This is a genomic window from Cellulomonas sp. Marseille-Q8402 (genome assembly GCF_965119525.1).
The window spans coordinates 402490-418806 of record NZ_CBCPLX010000002.1; the positions used below are offsets into that span (position 1 = coordinate 402490).

Genomic DNA, 16317 nt, shown 5'->3' on the forward strand with positions numbered 1-16317 from the left:
GGCGACCCCGACCGCCGCCGCCCGGGCCCACGCCCGAGGCCGGGACGAAGGTCCCCGGAGTCGTCCAGCCACCGGCATAGAACTGTCACATCTTGTTGCCGCACGGCCGTCGCACCACCACATGTAGTGCCGACGTGCCGGGGCGGGCGGCGACACCACCCGCACCGGAAAGGCATGCCCCCATGGATCACTCGCCCGTCGTCGAGGTCGGCTCCTCCATCGACGAGTACCTCCAGCGCAGCGACTGGCGGGTCAACGCCAACGCGAACCAGGGGTACTCGCTGGGTGGCCTGATCCTCAACACCGCGGGGAAGGTCGTCGCCAACTACTGGCTGAGCCACGTCTACCCGGAGGCCGTCGGCCGGGCGCACCGGGACGGCGACCTGCACATCCACGACCTCGACATGCTGAGCGGCTACTGCGCGGGCTGGTCGCTGCGCACGCTGCTCCAGGAGGGCCTGAACGGCGTGCCGGGCAAGGTCGAGGCGACCCCGCCGAAGCACTTCTCCTCGGCGATCGGCCAGATCGTGAACTTCCTCGGCACGATGCAGAACGAGTGGGCGGGCGCCCAGGCGTTCAGCTCGTTCGACACGTACATGGCGCCCTACGTGCGGCTCGACGGCCTCACGTACACGCAGGTCCGGCAGGGCATCCAGGAGCTCGTCTACAACCTCAACGTGCCGTCGCGGTGGGGCACGCAGACGCCGTTCACCAACCTCACGTTCGACTGGACCTGCCCCGACGACCTGCGCGACGACGTGCCGTTCGTGGCCGGCGAGCCCGTCGACTTCACCTACGGCGACCTGCAGACCGAGATGGACATGCTCAACCGGGCCTACATGGAGGTCATGACGGAGGGCGACGCGTCCGGGCGGGTCTTCACCTTCCCGATCCCGACGTACAACATCACGAAGGACTTCCCCTGGGAGTCGGAGAACGCCGACCTGCTGTTCGCCATGACCGCCAAGTACGGGCTGCCGTACTTCCAGAACTTCATCAACTCCGACATGAACCCCGGCGACGTCCGGTCCATGTGCTGCCGGCTGCAGCTGGACCTGCGGGAGCTGCTCAAGCGCGGCAACGGGCTGTTCGGCTCGGCGGAGCAGACCGGGTCGCTCGGGGTCGTCACCATCAACTGCGCGCGACTCGGCCACCTGTACCGCGGCGACGAGGCGATCCTGCTGCGCGAGCTGGACCACCTGATCGACCTCGCCGTGACGTCGCTGGAGCTCAAGCGCCAGGTCATCCAGAAGTACATCGACGAGGGCCTCTTCCCGTACACCAAGCGGTACCTCGGCACGCTCGACAACCACTTCTCGACCATCGGCGTGAACGGGCTGAACGAGATGGTCCGGAACTTCACCTCCGACGTGCACGACCTGACGTCCGAGGAGGGGCACGCGATGACGGTGCGGCTGCTCGACCACGTGCGCGCCCGCATGGTCGAGGTCCAGGAGTCGACCGGGCACCTGTACAACCTCGAGGCGACGCCGGCGGAGGGCACCACGTACCGGTTCGCCAAGGAGGACCGGAAGCGCTGGCCGGAGATCCTGCAGGCCGGCACGTCGGAGAACCCGTACTACACGAACTCCTCGCAGCTGCCGGTCGGCTTCACCGACGACCCGTTCGAGGCGCTCGAGCGGCAGGACGAGCTGCAGCGCAAGTACACCGGCGGCACCGTGCTGCACCTGTACATGGCCGAGCGGGTCTCGAGCGGCGAGGCGTGCAAGCAGCTGGTGAAGCGCGCGCTGACCCGGTTCCGGCTGCCGTACCTGACGATCACGCCGACGTTCTCCATCTGCCCGCACCACGGCTACCTGGCCGGCGAGCACTGGACGTGCGACCGGTGCGCGACCGAGCGCGGACCGGCCGCCGCGCCCGTCGACTGCGAGGTCTGGACCCGGGTCATGGGCTACTTCCGCCCGGTCAGCTCGTTCAACATCGGCAAGCGGGGCGAGCACGCCGAGCGCACGTCGTTCCTCGAGCCGGCAACGGTCTGAGGTCCGCCGGATGGGCACCGTGACGGGCGGGCCGGCGACCCCGGCCCGCCCGGTCGCGGGTCGTCGGCGCGCCGGCGCCGACGACCTGGAGATCGCCGGCCTGGTCCCCGTCTCGACGGTCGACTGGCCCGGCAGGCTCGTCGCGACCGCCTTCCTGCAGGGGTGCCCGTGGCGCTGCACCTACTGCCACAACGTGGCGATCCTCGACCCCCGCACCCCCGGGGTCGTCCCGTGGGGGCGGGTGCGGGCGCTGCTGGCGCGCCGCGTCGGGCTGCTCGACGGCGTCGTCTTCTCCGGCGGCGAGCCGACCCGGCAGGTCGCGCTGCTCGACGCCGTGCGCGAGGTGCGCGCGGCCGGCTTCGGCGTCGGCCTGCACACGGGCGGCGCCTACCCGAAGCGGCTGGCCGCGCTGCTCCCGCACGTCGACTGGGTGGGGCTGGACGTGAAGGCCCCCGCGCACCTGTACCGGGCGATCACCCGCACGGGAGGCCCGACGACCGCGGCCGACCAGGCGTTCGCCTCCCTGCGGCTCGTCCTGGAGTCCGGCGTCGACGTCCAGGTCCGCACGACCGTCGACCCCACGGTGCTGAGCCCCGACGACGTCGCCGGCCTCTCGGCGACGCTCGCGGACCTCGGTGTGCGGGACCACGTGCTGCAACGGGTGCGACCCGACGGGACGACCGACGAGTACCGCGCGGCGCTCGCGGCCGCCACCGGCAGACACGCGTGAGGGTGACCGGCACGCCCGCGCGTGCGCCGTCTGTTTGAATGCTCCCAGTGCGAGGGGAGCCCAGGTGGACGTGAGTGTGGCCAGCAGGACGGTCGAGGGCCGGACGGTCGTCGATGTCACGGGCGAGATCGACGTGTACACGGCGCCCGCGCTGCGGGAGAAGCTGACCGCGCTCGTCGACCAGGGCCACGTCGACCTGGTCGTGAACCTGACCGAGGTGCGGTTCATGGACTCCACCGGCCTCGGTCTCCTCGTGGGCGTGCTCAAGCGGGTCCGCGGGCTCGACGGCCGGCTGCAGCTGGTCATCGACTCCGAGCGCCTGCTCAAGGTGTTCCGCATCACCGCGCTCACCCAGGTGTTCACCATCCGGGAGACCGTGGACGAGGCGCTGGCTGACCGCGCGGAGGGCTGACGGTCCGTCGCTCGTCACCGCTCAGGGCAGTACTGCCCCACGAGCTGCGCGACGGGGCGAGAACGTGGTGCGGGCAGGGTCACGGGACGACCAGCGTCGCGGGCTCGCTGACGACGGTCGACCAGGTCCAGGTGCCGTCGGCGTCCGGCGGCGTCCCGTCGGGCAGCACCTGGACGCTCAGCCACAGCTCGTAGGTCCCGGCAGGCAGCGGCTCGCCGGTGTCGCAGGTGGTGAGCTCGCCGGAGAGCGGCGTGAGCGGTGCCGCCGTGCCGGTGGCGAGCAGTGGCCGCCAGTCCGCCTCGTACGGGTACGGGCTCGAGCCCACCACGAGGCCGCCCTGGGTGACCAGCACCCACAGGGGCACGGCCCGGAACCCCAGCCGGCCCTCGCCGGTGTAGGTCAGGTCCGTGGTCAGGTCGGCCAGGTCGCCGGGCGAGACGACGCCGCCGGTGAACGGGTTGTCCAGGCGGAGCGGACCGGTCGACGCGCCCGCAGGGGCTGCACCCGTGCACAGCGGCCCCGCGCCACCGGCGGGGATCGTGGGCGTGCCACCGGACCCGGGGGGTGCGGCCACCGTGTCCGCCGTGCCCGACACCGTGAAGTCGACCGGTGCGCCCAGCGCGGTGACGCGGGTGCCGCGGCCGTCGACGGCCTGCGCACCGTCGACGAGGTCGCCGCCGTCGGTGACCAGGCCCTCGTCGGACGTCCCGAGGTCGACGACGTCGGCCCAGGGCACGACCTGGTAGGCACCGGCGGGCAGGGGCGCGCCCGCGGAGACGCCGGGCTGGCCGTCGGGGCCGCACACGGCGAGCGGGAGCCAGTCGGCGGACCAGCGCGCCTCGCCCAGGTACCCGTTGCGGAGCTCCCAGGAGGCGTCGCCGCCCAGCAGGCCGGTCCCCACCACGACGCCGTCCCGCAGGACCGCGAGCCGCGGACCGGAGGACGGGACCGCCGTGTAATAGGTCGCCGTGGCGGGGTCGGACGGCCGGTGCACCAGGCCGCGCACCTCCAGGCTGCCTCCGGCCGGCACGTCCGGGGACCCGACCTCGATCTCGGTGAGGAACGCCGGGTCGACCGGCGTGGCCGGGGCCGCGCCCGCGAGCGAGCCGCAGGCGCCGAACGGCAGCGCGGGATCGCCGGTCGGGAGCACCGGGCCGAGCGCCGCCGGCGGCGGGGCCGGCGTCACGCTCGGCGTCGGGGTGGGCGTCGGGTCCGGTGTCGAGACCGACGGCGACGGCGTCGGCCCGGCAGGCTGCGGGGCGGGCTCCCGGCCGAGCGCGAGCCCGCCGAGCACCAGGCCCGTCAGCACCGCGGCGGTGCCGGTCGTCGCCAGCGCACCGCGCACCACGCGGCGGCGGCGCACGCGGCGGACCGTCGGATCGAGCAGCAGGCCCGCCTCCGCGTCCACACGGGTGCGGTGCGCGGCCGCGGCCCCGCTGGCCAGGTCGCGGAGGGCGGAGTCCAGGTCCCGGTTCATCGGTCACGGCCCTTCGTGGTCGGGATGTCCTCGGCGGTGAGACCCGCCTGGGGGCCGAGCAGCGGGGCGAGCACGCCGTTGGCGTCGTGCAGGTACCGCTTGACCCCGCCGGTGCTGATCTGCAGCCGGTCCGCGATGTCCTGGACCGGGAGGTCCTCGTAGAACCGGAGCACGACGCACGCGCGCTGCCGCGGGCTCAGGTGGGCCAGGGCGCCGAGCACCGCGCTGCGGTCGTCGGCGGCGGCGTGGCCGTCGCGGGCGTGCTCGGCGACGGCCACCAGGGGCACGGCTTCCCGCCACCGCCGGGCGCGTCGCGTGCCGTCCACGAACGCGTGCAGGATGCACCGGCGCACGTACGCCTCCAGCCACGCGACGTCCGCACCGGTCCGCCGGCGCGTCCACGTGCGGACGAGCCCCTCCTGCACGAGGTCCTCGGCGGCGGCGAGGTCGCCGGCCAGCAGGTACGCGTACCCCACCAGCGCGGAGCCCCGCTCCCGCACGAAGTCCTCGAGCTCGCGCTCCCAGGCCACGCCCTCACCCCGCCCACGGTCGTGCTCTCATCGTCCTGCCTCCCAGACGCGTGGGCGGGCGAGAACGTTGGGGGCCGTGCCCGAACCCGTCAGGGCACGAGCGCACTGACCGAGAGGTCGTCCCCGTGCAGCAGCAGCGTCCCGTCGACCGCCAGCGCGCTCTGCCCGGGGTCGAGCTCGAGCGACCACGCCTCGGCGCCGTCGTCCGCAGCGAGTGCCCGCAGGCCGCCGCCGACGACGGCGAGGACCAGGCGCTGCCCGTCGAAGCCGACGGCGTCGCTCGCCGCGGTGCGCCACAGCTCGGCGCCCGTGCGCACGTCGACGCCGACCAGGTCGTCGTCGCCGCGCAGCACCGCGGTCCGCCCGACGACCGCCTGGACGACGCTGGTCCCCGGGACCGACCACAGGATGTCGCCGGAGCCGGAGTCCACGGCGCTGACGACGTCGGCTCGGCCGTCACCGGAATCCGACCAGGTCAGCAGCGGCACGTCCAGGCCGGCGTCCGGCGCCCACACCCCCGGCGTGCCGGCGGCCGCCCCCGGCAGGGGCACATCCGCACCGTTCGACCCGATGCCGTGCGCGGTGCCGTCCGGGGCGGTGGCGAAGACCCACCCGTCGGCTCGGACACCGGCCGGCCGCATCCCCTGCGCGAGCACCGCGCCGGTGCGCGTGTCCAGGGCCAGCTCGTACGTGACCCCGTGCAGCAGCACGAGCGAGCCCGCCGTCTCCGGCCACACGACGAGGTCGCCCTCCGGTGTGTCGGGATCGATGTACCCGGGCAGCGTGATCGCCGACCGCAGCTCCCCGGAGGCGAGGTCGTACACGCGGACGTCGACGTCCGTCCCGGCGGCGCCGACGGCGCTGTGGACGACGACCGCACCGCCGGCGACCGCGATGCCGTTCCCACCCGGCGCGACCGTCCGGACGACCGCGCCCGAGGCCGGATCCCGGAGCTGGACGACGGGCGCGTCGTTCTCCACGCCCTGGCAGACGAGGAGCCCGTCGTGGACGCCGGCGCAGCTGAGCACCCGGTCCGGACCGCTGCTCAACCAGGTCCAGCGCGCGCCACCGGTCATCGCGTCGACACCGACGAGGTGCTCGTCGAACGGCGGGGCGCCGATGGCGAGCAGCCACGCACCGGCGGCACCGAGTGCCCTCGGCCCCGTGTAGAGGTGCGAGGTCGCGGCGACGTCGCCGAGCACGGGGATCTGGCCCGGCTCGGACGCGGTCCACCAGGTGTCGACCGACGCGGTCCACGCCACGGAGGGGGCCGTCGGGTACGGCCGGAGCATGCCGGATGTCTCCGAGGTCGCCGGGTCCGTGACCGGGTCGGGCGCCGTGGTCGTCGGTGCGTCGCTCGGTGCGGGCGTCGACGTGGGCGCCGGCGTCGGGTGCGTGATCGTCGGCGTGTCCGCGGGCTGCGGGTCGGGCCGCTCCGCGAGCGCCGAGCCGGCCAGCACGAGACCGGCCACGGCCGCGACACCGGTGACGGCGGTCGCCGTCGTGCGCAGCCGCCGGGTCCGGCCGGCGCGCCGGGTGATCTCGGCTGCGGACAGCCCCGCGCCGTGGCGCAGCCGGTCCGCCTGCGCGTCGGCCCCTCGCCGGGCGAGGTCCCCGAACGCGGAGTGCAGGTCGTGCTCGTTCATCGCCGCTCCTCCTTCGTCGCCCGCACCTCGACGGTCTCCGCCGCCGGGTGCACCTCACCCATGAGCGCCCCGAGGCGCTTGGTGCCGTCGGACAGGTACCGCTTGACGGCACCGTCCGAGACCCCGAGCCGCGCGGCGATGCCGGCGACCGTCAGGTCGTCGTAGAACCGCAGCACGACGCACGCGCGCTCCCGTGGCGGGAGGTGCCGCAGGGCCGACGCGAGGTCCGTCGCGGTCTCGGAGGCCGACGTCTGCTCCGGTGCCGCGTCCGGCGCGACGAACAGGTGCGCGCGCCCCTGCCAGAGCCGGCGGCGCCGGTACTGGTCCAGGTAGGTGGTGAGCACCGCCCGGCGGACGTACCCCTCGAGCGACTCGATGTCGGCGCCCGCCCGCCACCGCGACCACGCCTTCGCCAACGCGTCCTGGACCAGGTCCTGCGCGCTGTCGTGGTCTCCGGTCAGCAGCCGGGCGTACCCGACCAGCGCCGGGCCGCGTTCGGTGACGAACTGCGTCACCTGGTCCTCCCACGCCACGTGGTCCCCCTCGTCGTCGGCGTCCCCAGGGGGTCGGCCGCGGTGATCCTGTCGTGAGGTGGGACGCAGACCGGGTGCGGAACGTTGGGCGGGGAGGCGGGTTCACCCGGACGGCGCAGCGACCGCCGGGCGGTTGCGCACGACGGCCGCGTGGCCGAGCTCTCCGCGAGCGACCGGGAGAGCGCGGTGGACGGTGCGGCCTCTCCCGCGGCGGCGGCACAGCGAGAGCGGGGTCCGGGCCGACGGGCGGCACCCGGGTCGGCAGCGACCGGCTTCCGGCCCGGACGGAGCAGCGGGCTCGCGGAAACTGCCGTCGTGCTCGTCCTCCCGGATCGGGCATCTCTGGCTACAGTGGCGGCTTCACGCGGCAACGGAGCGGCGTGCGTCTGGGTGGCATCCCCGGCTGGGGGTGCGTCCCGCGTCCGAGGAGGATGCATGGTCGAGCTCGGGTCCGGAAGCATCGCGGTCGTCGCCGTGATCGCCGTCGTGGCGGTCGCGGCGCTGGTCGTGGCGGTGGTCCTCAGACGCCAGGTCCTCGCGGCCGACGAGGGGTCCGTGTCGATGCGGGCGATCGCCGCCGCGATCCAGGAGGGCGCGTCGGCGTACCTCGCCCGGCAGCTGCGCACGCTCGTGCTGTTCGCGGTGATCGTGTTCGCCCTGCTGTTCCTGCTGCCGGGCGACGCGGGCGTGAAGGTCGGGCGGTCGGTGTTCTTCCTGGTCGGGGCCGCGTTCTCGGCGTCGATCGGGTACCTGGGCATGTGGCTCGCGACCCGGGCGAACGTCCGGGTCGCGGCGGCGGCCTCGCTGCCGGGCGGCCGGGCCGAGGGCGCGCGGATCGCGCTGCGCACCGGCGGCGTGGTCGGGATGTCGGTGGTCGGGCTGGGTCTGCTCGGCGCCGCCGCGGTGGTGCTGCTGTACCGGGGCGAGGCGCCGGCGGTGCTGGAGGGCTTCGGGTTCGGGGCGGCGCTGCTGGCGATGTTCATGCGGGTCGGCGGCGGCATCTTCACCAAGGCCGCGGACGTCGGCGCGGACCTGGTCGGCAAGGTCGAGCAGGGCATCCCCGAGGACGACCCGCGCAACGCGGCGACGATCGCGGACAACGTGGGCGACAACGTCGGCGACTGCGCGGGCATGGCGGCCGACCTGTTCGAGTCGTACGCCGTGACGCTGGTGGCGGCGCTGATCCTCGGCCGGGCGGCGTACGGGGAGCAGGGGCTGGTGTTCCCGCTGATCGTCACGGCGATCGGCGCGGTGGTCGCCGCGCTCGGGGTGCTGGTCACACGGGTGCGCGGCGAGGAGAGCGGCCTGACGGCGATCAACCGCGGGTTCGCGGTCGCGGCGGTCGCGGGCGCGGTGCTGGCCGCGGTGGCGGCGTTCGTGTACCTGCCGTCGTCGTTCGAGGCACTGGGCGGGACGGCCGGGCTCGGTGCCGACGACGGCGACCCGCGGCTGGTGGCGGCGGGCGCGGTGGCGATCGGCGTGGTGCTGGCGGGGCTCATCCTGTGGGTGACCGGCTACTTCACGGGCACGACGTCGAAGCCGACGATCCACGTGGCGCGGACCTCGCAGACGGGCGCGGCGACGGTGGTGCTGTCCGGCATCGGGGTCGGGTTCGAGTCCGCGGTGTACACGGCGGGCATCATCGCGGCGGCGATCTGCGGGGTGTTCCTGCTGGCGGGCGGCTCGATCGCGCTGTCGCTGTTCCTGGTGGCGCTCGCGGGCTGCGGGCTCCTGACGACGGTCGGCGTCATCGTCGCGATGGACACGTTCGGCCCCGTCAGCGACAACGCGCAGGGGATCGCGGAGATGTCGGGCGACGTCAGCGAGGAGGGCGCGCAGATCCTCACCGACCTGGACGCCGTCGGGAACACGACGAAGGCCGTGACCAAGGGCATCGCGATCGCCACCGCGGTCCTCGCGGCGACGGCGCTGTTCGGCTCCTACGCCGACGCGGTCGCGGGGGCGGTGTCCCGGCTGACGCTGAGCGAGGTGCCCGGGGACATCGTGCTGGCGATGACGGACTACCAGGTGATCAGCCCGGTCACGCTGGTCGGGGTGATCCTCGGCGGCGCGACGGTGTTCCTGTTCTCGGGCCTGGCCATCGACGCGGTGACCCGCGCGGCCGGCGCGATCGTGTTCGAGGTGCGGCGGCAGTTCCGCGACCACCCCGGCATCATGACCGGCGCCGAGCGCCCGGAGTACGGGAAGGTCGTGGACATCTGCACCCGCGACTCGCTCCGCGAGCTCGCGACCCCGGGCCTGCTGGCCGCGTCCGCGCCGGTGGCCGTCGGGTTCGGGCTGGGGATCGGCCCGCTCGCCGGGTTCCTGGCCGGGGCCATCGGGACCGGCGTGCTGATGGCGGTGTTCCTGGCCAACTCCGGCGGCGCGTGGGACAACGCGAAGAAGCTGGTGGAGGACGGCCGGTACGGCGGCAAGGGCTCGGCGGCGCACGCGGCGGTCGTCATCGGCGACACCGTCGGCGACCCGTTCAAGGACACGGCCGGCCCGGCGATCAACCCGCTGATCAAGGTGATGAACCTGGTGGCGCTGCTGATCGCGCCGGCCGTGGTCTCGGTCAGCATCGGCGACGACGCGAACCAGGTGCTGCGCCTGGTGATCGCGGTCGCGGCGGCCCTGATCGCGTTCGGCGCGGTCCTGGTGTCCCGGCTGCGCGCGGCCCGGGTGGACGAGGAGGCGCGGCTCGAGCGCGAGGTGTCGTTACCGGCATGAGGTCGGCGCGGGCGCCCGTCGCGCCGCCCGGCCGCCCGTCCGGCAGGGTGGTCGGCATGAGCCCCCGGCGCGCCGCGCGCCCCGCCCGCCCGTCCGTCCGCCGCCACGCCTGGGCCGGGCTCGCCGTCGCCGCCCTGGTCGTGCCGCTCGCGGCGTGCTCCGGCGGCGGCGACGACGTCCAGGCGTTCTGCGACCAGGGCGAGGACGCGATCGCCGAGGTCGACGCCGCGGGGTCGCTCGGCTCGGACCCGGAGGCGTTCGCGCAGGCGATCTCGGACGCCCGCGAGGGTTTCGAGTCCGTCGAGGCGCCGGCGGAGATCGAGGACGACTGGGCGGTGTTCACCCGCACGTTCGGCGACCTGGACGACGCGCTGCAGGACATCGACGCGACGGACCAGGAGGCGTTCACCGCCGCGCTGCAGGAGTTCGCCGAGACCGCGGACTCGGAGGACCTGTCGACGGCGGGGGACAACCTCAGCACCTTCATCACCGAGAACTGCGACGCCTGACCCGATGCGGCTGCACCTCGTCCGGCACGGCCAGACCTCGTCCAACCTCGTCTCCGCGCTCGACACCGCCGCACCCGGGGCGCCGCTCACCGCCGAGGGCCGCCGCCAGGCGCGCGCGGTCGGGGACGTGCTGGCCGCCGAGCCGCTCGACGCGGTCTACGCCTCGACGCTCGACCGGGCGCGGGAGACCGCGGCGGAGGTCGCCCGCCCGCACGGGCTGGAGGTGCAGGTCCGCGAGGGCCTGCGCGAGGTGCTGGCCGGCGACCTGGAGATGCGCACCGACCCGCGGTCGGTCGAGCGCTACCTGGGGACCGTGGTGGCGTGGGCGTCGGGCGACCTCGACGCCGTGATGCCCGGCGGCGAGTCGGGGCAGGCGACGCTCGACCGGTTCGACGCCGTGGTCGAGGAGCTGCTGGGCTCGGGCGCCGGCACGGTCGCCGTGGTCAGCCACGGCGCGATGATCCGGCTCTGGACGCTCACCCGCGCGGCCAACCTCGACCCGGCGACGGCGGGCCGGCGCGCGCTCGACAACACCGGCGTCGTCACGCTCGAGTCGGACGGCGTCGCCGGCTGGTCCGCCACGCGCTGGCAGGACGAGACCGTGCCGCACGCGACGCCCGCCGCCGGTGACGGCCCCGGCGGCGAGCCGCTCCCCGTCTGACCCCCGCCCCCGTCTGACCCCCGCCCCCGCCGAGGTCGTCGGTCCTGCACGAGGTCGTCAGTCGTGCGGGACGACCTCGTGCGGTGGTGACGACCTCGCGGGCGGCCGACCGGGGATCGGGGAGGATGGGCGGGTGGAGAACACGCGTGCGTCCGAGGCCCTGACCGTCGACCCCGCGCTCGTCGAGGCGCTGCGCGCGGACCTCGGCGCGGCCGGCTTCACGGTGCCCGGCGTCGAGGACCTGCTCGGCCCGGTGGCGTCGGCGGCCCTGCACCGCGAGGAGCCGGTGCCCGCGCTGCTCGCCACGCGGGGCCGCGACCCGCGCGCGGCGCTGGTCCGGGCGTTCGTGCTGGGCGTCCCCGTCGACGGCGCCGACCTGGCCCGCGCGCTGCCGACGCTCGGCGTCGCCGGCGCGGAGCGGCTGGGCCTGGTCGCGGCGGCGGGTGCCGCTGGCGACGACGCCGTGCGCGCCCGGGTGGACCTGCGCCCGTACGAGGCCGACGACGCGGCCGGGCCGGTCGACTGGTGGATCGCGTCCGACCTGGGCGAGCTCGCCACCGGCGGGGCGCTGCGGACGGACCACGTGCTCGGCGTCGGCGGGGCGTCGACCACGCTCGCGCAGGTCACCGTGCGGGAGCCGAGCCGCCGCACCCTGGACCTCGGCACCGGCTGCGGGATCCAGGCGCTGCACGCGTCCCGGCACTCGGGCTCCGTCGTGGCCACCGACATCTCGTCCCGCGCCCTCGGCTTCGCGCGGTTCAACGCGGCGCTCGCGGGGGTCGGCCCGCTCGAGCTGCGGCTCGGCTCGATGCTGGAGCCCGTGGCCGGCGAGCGGTTCGACCTGGTGGTGAGCAACCCGCCGTTCGTCATCACCCCGCGGGCGACCGCGGACGTGCCGACCTACGAGTACCGCGACGGGGGGCGCACCGGCGACGCCATCGTGTCCGACCTCGTGACGTCCGTCGGCACGGTGCTCGCCCCCGGCGGCGTGGCGCAGCTGCTGGGCAACTGGGAGGTGCGCCGCGGCGAGCGCTGGGACGAGCGCGTCGGCGCCTGGCTCGACGCGTCCGGCCTGGACGGCTGGGTCGTCCAGCGCGAGCTGCAGGACCCCGCGCAGTACGCCGAGACCTGGATCCGCGACGGCGGCACCACCCCCGACCGCGACCCCGACGCGTGGCGCGCCCGGTACACGGCGTGGCTCGACGACTTCGCGTCCCGGGACGTCGAGGCCGTCGGCTTCGGGATCGTCGTGCTGCGCCGGCCCCAGGACGGTGCCGCGGGCGGGCGGCTGCGCCGGCTCGAGGAGGTCACCGGCACCGTCCAGCAGCCGCTCGGCCCGGCGATCGGCGCGAGCCTCGCCGCCGACGACTGGCTGCGCGCCCGGGACGACGCGGCGCTCGCGGCCGAGCGGCTGCTCGTCGCCGCCGACGTGACCGAGGAGCGCTACCTGCGGCCCGGCGACGTCGACCCGCAGATCGTGCTGCTCCGGCAGGGCGGCGGCCTCGGCCGGACCGTGCAGGCCGGGACGGCGCTGGCCGGGCTGGTCGGCGCGTGCGACGGCGAGCTGACCGTGGGGCAGATCGTCGGGGCGCTCGGCGCGCTGCTCGACGTCGACGCGTCCGCCGTGGCGGCGGACGTGCTCCCCGAGGTCCGCGGCCTCGTCCGCGACGGGCTCCTCCTGCCCGCCTGACCACCCCCACCCCACGACGGCGCCCACAGGTGGGGCACAGGCCGGTGCTACGAGCGGTCCAGCCTCCCTCCCTACGGTCCTGACCAGCCCGGACACCGCCGCGACCCCCGCGGACGGCCACCGGAGCGGCCGGACCGTCGTGAGGGAGAACATGCTGAGGCTGTGGAGGCGCACCCGTCCCTGGGTGCGGGTGGTGGCCGTCGTGCTGCTGGTCGGGGTCGCCGGGACCGGGGTGTACTGGTTCGGGTTCCGCGAGGAGCAGGCGCAGGCCGCCACCCCGGAGTCGTCCAGCACGGCGGTCGCCGCGAGCCTGTCGACCATCGAGCAGTCCGTGACCGCCACCGGCACCCTGACGCCGACCGTGCAGGAGGACGTCGCCTTCGACGTCAGCGGCACGGTCACGTCGGTGGACGTCGCCGTCGGGGACACCGTGGCGGCCGGGCAGCAGCTCGCGACCGTCGACACGCTCGACCTGAACGCCGCGCTGCTGCAGGCGAAGGCCGAGCTGGCGACCGCGCAGGCGTCGCTGTCGGACGCGCAGGACGAGGCCGACGGCTCGGACGCCTCCGACGCGCAGGTCGCGGCCCTGTCGGCCCAGGTCGACGTCGCGCAGACGGCCGTCGACGACGCCGAGGCCGACATGGCCGGCGCGACGCTCACGGCACCGGTCGCGGGCCTGCTCACGGCCGTCGGCATCGAGGTCGGGGACGCGGTCAGCGGCTCCGGGTCCTCGTCGGGCGGGACGAGCGGTGACACCATGTCGGGCGCCGGATCCAGCACCAGCACCAGCACGACCACGAGCACCGCGGCCTTCACCATCATCGGCACCGACGCCTGGCAGGTCGACGTCACGGTCGACGAGACCGACGTCGCGCTCATCGCGGTCGGCGACCAGGTCGAGATGACCACGGACAGCTCGACCGAGACGATCTACGGCACGGTCGGCGAGATCGGGCTGCTGTCCAGCAGCACCGGCGGCGTCGCCGCCTACCCCGTCGTCGTCGACGTGACCGGCAGCCCCGAGGACGTGCACGACGGCGAGTCGGTGGAGGCCTCGATCATCTACGAGCGCCGCACCGACGTGCTGACCGTGCCGAGCGCCGCGGTGACCACCGTGGACGGCCAGACCGTCGTGACGCAGGAGGGTGCGGACGGCGAGACGGTCACCACGGCGGTCACCGTCGGCGAGACGTCCGGGAACACCGTCGAGATCACCGACGGGCTGGCCGAGGGCGACGAGGTGCTGGTCACCACGTTCAGCCCGCGCGCCTCGGGCACGGAGGAGGGCACCACCGACCGGCAGCTCCCGGGCGGCGGCGAGCTGCCGGACGTCGGCAGCGGTGAGATGCCGGACTTCTCGCAGCTGCCCGGCGGCGGCCAGGCACCGGGTGGCAGCAATGGCTGAGCTCGTGCTGGACCGGGCGCCCGGCGCCCGGGGCGGGACCGGCGACCCGGTCATCGAGCTGGTCGGCGCCCGCAAGACCTACCGCACCGGCAGCATCGAGTTCGAGGCCCTCCGCGGCGTCGACCTCGCCATCACCACCGGCGAGTACGTGGCGATCATGGGGCCGTCGGGCTCCGGCAAGTCCACGCTGATGAACATCGTCGGCTGCCTGGACGTCGTCACCGAGGGCGCGTACCGCCTGGCGGGGGAGGACGTCGGCGAGCTGGACGAGGTCGAGCTCGCGGACGTCCGGAACCGGCGGCTGGGCTTCGTGTTCCAGCAGTTCCACCTGCTGCCGTCCCTGCCGGCGTGGCGGAACGTCGAGCTGCCCCTGGTCTACGGCCGGGTGCCGGCGGCGGAGCGCAGGGAGCGCGCGGTCGCCGCCCTGGAGCGGGTCGGGCTGGGCGAGAAGCTCGACAACCGGCCGGGCGAGCTGTCCGGCGGCCAGCAGCAGCGCGTGGCCGTGGCCCGCGCGCTGGTCGGCGAGCCCGCGCTGATCCTGGCGGACGAGCCCACGGGCAACCTCGACTCCCGGTCGACGGAGGACGTGCTGGCGCTGCTCGACGAGCTGCACGGTCAGGGCCGCACCATCGTGCTCATCACCCACGAGCTCGAGGTGGCCCAGCACGCCCGGCGGATCGTGTTCGTCCGGGACGGCCTCATCCAGTCGGACGAGGTGAACCCCCGATGACCTGGTCCGAGACGCTCCGCACCGGCTGGGCCGCCGTGCGAGGGCACAAGCTGCGCTCGATGCTCACGGTGCTCGGCATCCTCATCGGGATCGCCGCGGTGATCCTCACCGTCGGCCTCGGCCTCGGCACGCAGAAGGACGTCAGCCAGCAGATCAGCGCGCTCGGCTCGAACCTGCTGATCGTCAGCCCCGGCTCGGCCACCGACTCCGAGGGCGTGCGCGGCGGGTTCGGCACGGCCGCCACCCTGACCCGGTCCGACGCCGAGGCGCTCGCGTCCTCCGTGAACGCCCCCGACATCGGCGCCGTCGCGGCGGAGAAGTCGTCGTCGCTGTCCGTCGAGGCCAACGACACCAACTGGACCTCCAGCGTGGTCGGCACCACCGAGGACTGGCTCGACGTGCGGTCGCGGACCGTCACGTCCGGCGAGTTCTTCACCGCGGACGACGAGACCGCCGGCGCCACGGTCGCCGTGATCGGCGTGACCACCGCCACCGAGCTGTTCGGCACCACGAACGTGGTCGGCCAGCAGCTCACCATCGCGGACACGGCGTTCACGATCGTCGGCGTGCTCGACGAGGCCGGCTCCAGCACGGACACGGACCTCGACGACCTGGTGGTGATCCCGCTGACCACGGCGGCGGACACCGTGTCGGGCGGCCTGGACCGCAGCTCGGTGTCGACCATCTACGTGCAGGCGGCGTCGGCCGACCAGCTGTCCGCCGCGTACCAGGAGGCCCAGGCGCTGCTGCTCAACCTGCACGACATCACCGACGCCGACAGCGCCGACTTCACCATCGACAGCCAGGACTCCCTGGTCAGCACCGCCACCTCGGTGTACCGGACGCTGACCGTCCTGCTCACCGGGATCGCGGCGCTGTCGCTGCTGGTCGGCGGCATCGGGGTCATGAACATCATGCTGGTGTCCGTCACCGAGCGGACCCGCGAGATCGGCCTGCGCAAGGCGCTCGGCGCCCCGCCGTGGGCCATCCGCCGGCAGTTCCTGGTCGAGGCCGCCGTGCTCGGCCTGGCCGGCGGCGTGCTCGGCGCGGTGCTCGGCATCGTCGCCGCCGCTGTCCTGCCCGGGCTGCTGGACACCTCGATCGTCGTGTCCGGCGCGGCGGTCGGCGGCTCCGTGGCCGTCGCGATCGCCATCGGCATCGTCTTCGGGGTCTACCCCGCCACCCGGGCCGCGAAGCTCGCGCCCATCGACGCGCTGCGCTCGGAGTGAGCCACGTGCGCCCCCGCCCCACCCCCTCGAGGAGA

At 74.7% G+C, this 16317-nt stretch carries 14 protein-coding genes; 10 read left to right on the forward strand and 4 right to left on the reverse strand.

Going from position 1 to position 16317, the window contains the following annotated elements; translation table 11 throughout:
- The first annotated feature begins 182 nt into the window (after positions 1-182).
- The 3 genes from ACWPWW_RS12865 to ACWPWW_RS12875 all read left to right on the forward strand — a co-directional run bounded on the left by ACWPWW_RS12865 (position 183) and on the right by ACWPWW_RS12875 (position 3142).
- A complete protein-coding gene (locus ACWPWW_RS12865; RefSeq protein WP_454050765.1) occupies positions 183-2000 on the forward strand; it encodes a ribonucleoside triphosphate reductase in 1818 nt (605 codons plus the stop codon).
- A 10-nt stretch (positions 2001-2010) separates the two neighbouring features.
- Complete coding sequence (locus ACWPWW_RS12870) at positions 2011-2730, forward strand: anaerobic ribonucleoside-triphosphate reductase activating protein (protein WP_454050766.1); 720 nt, start codon at positions 2011-2013, stop codon at positions 2728-2730.
- Positions 2731-2806: 76 nt separating this feature from the next.
- Positions 2807-3142, forward strand: coding sequence for an STAS domain-containing protein (locus tag ACWPWW_RS12875; protein WP_454050767.1), 336 nt, complete (start codon positions 2807-2809; stop codon positions 3140-3142).
- A gap of 79 nt (positions 3143-3221) precedes the next feature.
- Here ACWPWW_RS12875 and ACWPWW_RS12880 read toward each other — a convergent pair whose 3' ends face one another.
- The 4 genes from ACWPWW_RS12880 to ACWPWW_RS12895 form a co-directional block, all read right to left on the reverse strand.
- Positions 3222-4619, reverse strand: coding sequence for a hypothetical protein (locus ACWPWW_RS12880; protein ID WP_454050768.1), 1398 nt, complete (start codon positions 4617-4619; stop codon positions 3222-3224).
- Positions 4616-5149 (reverse strand): sigma-70 family RNA polymerase sigma factor, encoded by a 534-nt coding sequence (locus ACWPWW_RS12885; RefSeq protein ID WP_454050769.1) that lies wholly within the window; start codon positions 5147-5149, stop codon positions 4616-4618. The genes ACWPWW_RS12880 and ACWPWW_RS12885 overlap by 4 nt, the downstream gene beginning before the upstream one ends.
- An 89-nt stretch (positions 5150-5238) precedes the next feature.
- Positions 5239-6795, reverse strand: coding sequence for an outer membrane protein assembly factor BamB family protein (locus ACWPWW_RS12890; RefSeq protein ID WP_454050770.1), 1557 nt, complete (start codon positions 6793-6795; stop codon positions 5239-5241).
- The gene (locus ACWPWW_RS12895; protein WP_454050771.1) at positions 6792-7328 is read right to left on the reverse strand and encodes a SigE family RNA polymerase sigma factor; all 537 of its coding nucleotides are present in this window, start codon (positions 7326-7328) and stop codon (positions 6792-6794) included. The genes ACWPWW_RS12890 and ACWPWW_RS12895 overlap by 4 nt, the downstream gene beginning before the upstream one ends.
- A 435-nt stretch (positions 7329-7763) precedes the next feature.
- On the opposite strand from ACWPWW_RS12895, the gene ACWPWW_RS12900 reads away from it, so the two are divergent.
- From ACWPWW_RS12900 to ACWPWW_RS12930, 7 genes are all read left to right on the forward strand, one after another.
- On the forward strand, positions 7764-10058 hold the full coding sequence (locus tag ACWPWW_RS12900; protein WP_454050772.1) for a sodium-translocating pyrophosphatase: 2295 nt from the start codon (positions 7764-7766) through the stop codon (positions 10056-10058).
- 56 nt (positions 10059-10114) lie between these two features.
- The gene (locus tag ACWPWW_RS12905) at positions 10115-10567 is read left to right on the forward strand and encodes a hypothetical protein (RefSeq protein WP_454050773.1); all 453 of its coding nucleotides are present in this window, start codon (positions 10115-10117) and stop codon (positions 10565-10567) included.
- A gap of 4 nt (positions 10568-10571) precedes the next feature.
- Positions 10572-11228, forward strand: coding sequence for a histidine phosphatase family protein (locus tag ACWPWW_RS12910; RefSeq protein ID WP_454050774.1), 657 nt, complete (start codon positions 10572-10574; stop codon positions 11226-11228).
- A 133-nt stretch (positions 11229-11361) separates the two neighbouring features.
- Positions 11362-12918 (forward strand): DUF7059 domain-containing protein, encoded by a 1557-nt coding sequence (locus tag ACWPWW_RS12915; protein ID WP_454050775.1) that lies wholly within the window; start codon positions 11362-11364, stop codon positions 12916-12918.
- A 151-nt stretch (positions 12919-13069) separates the two neighbouring features.
- Positions 13070-14323, forward strand: a complete 1254-nt coding sequence (locus ACWPWW_RS12920) for an efflux RND transporter periplasmic adaptor subunit (protein ID WP_454050776.1) — start codon at positions 13070-13072, stop codon at positions 14321-14323.
- Positions 14316-15053, forward strand: a complete 738-nt coding sequence (locus ACWPWW_RS12925) for an ABC transporter ATP-binding protein (RefSeq protein ID WP_454050777.1) — start codon at positions 14316-14318, stop codon at positions 15051-15053. The genes ACWPWW_RS12920 and ACWPWW_RS12925 overlap by 8 nt, the downstream gene beginning before the upstream one ends.
- Positions 15050-16282 (forward strand): ABC transporter permease, encoded by a 1233-nt coding sequence (locus ACWPWW_RS12930; protein WP_454050778.1) that lies wholly within the window; start codon positions 15050-15052, stop codon positions 16280-16282. Before ACWPWW_RS12925 ends, ACWPWW_RS12930 begins: the two co-directional genes overlap by 4 nt.
- Positions 16283-16317: the final 35 nt, after the last annotated feature.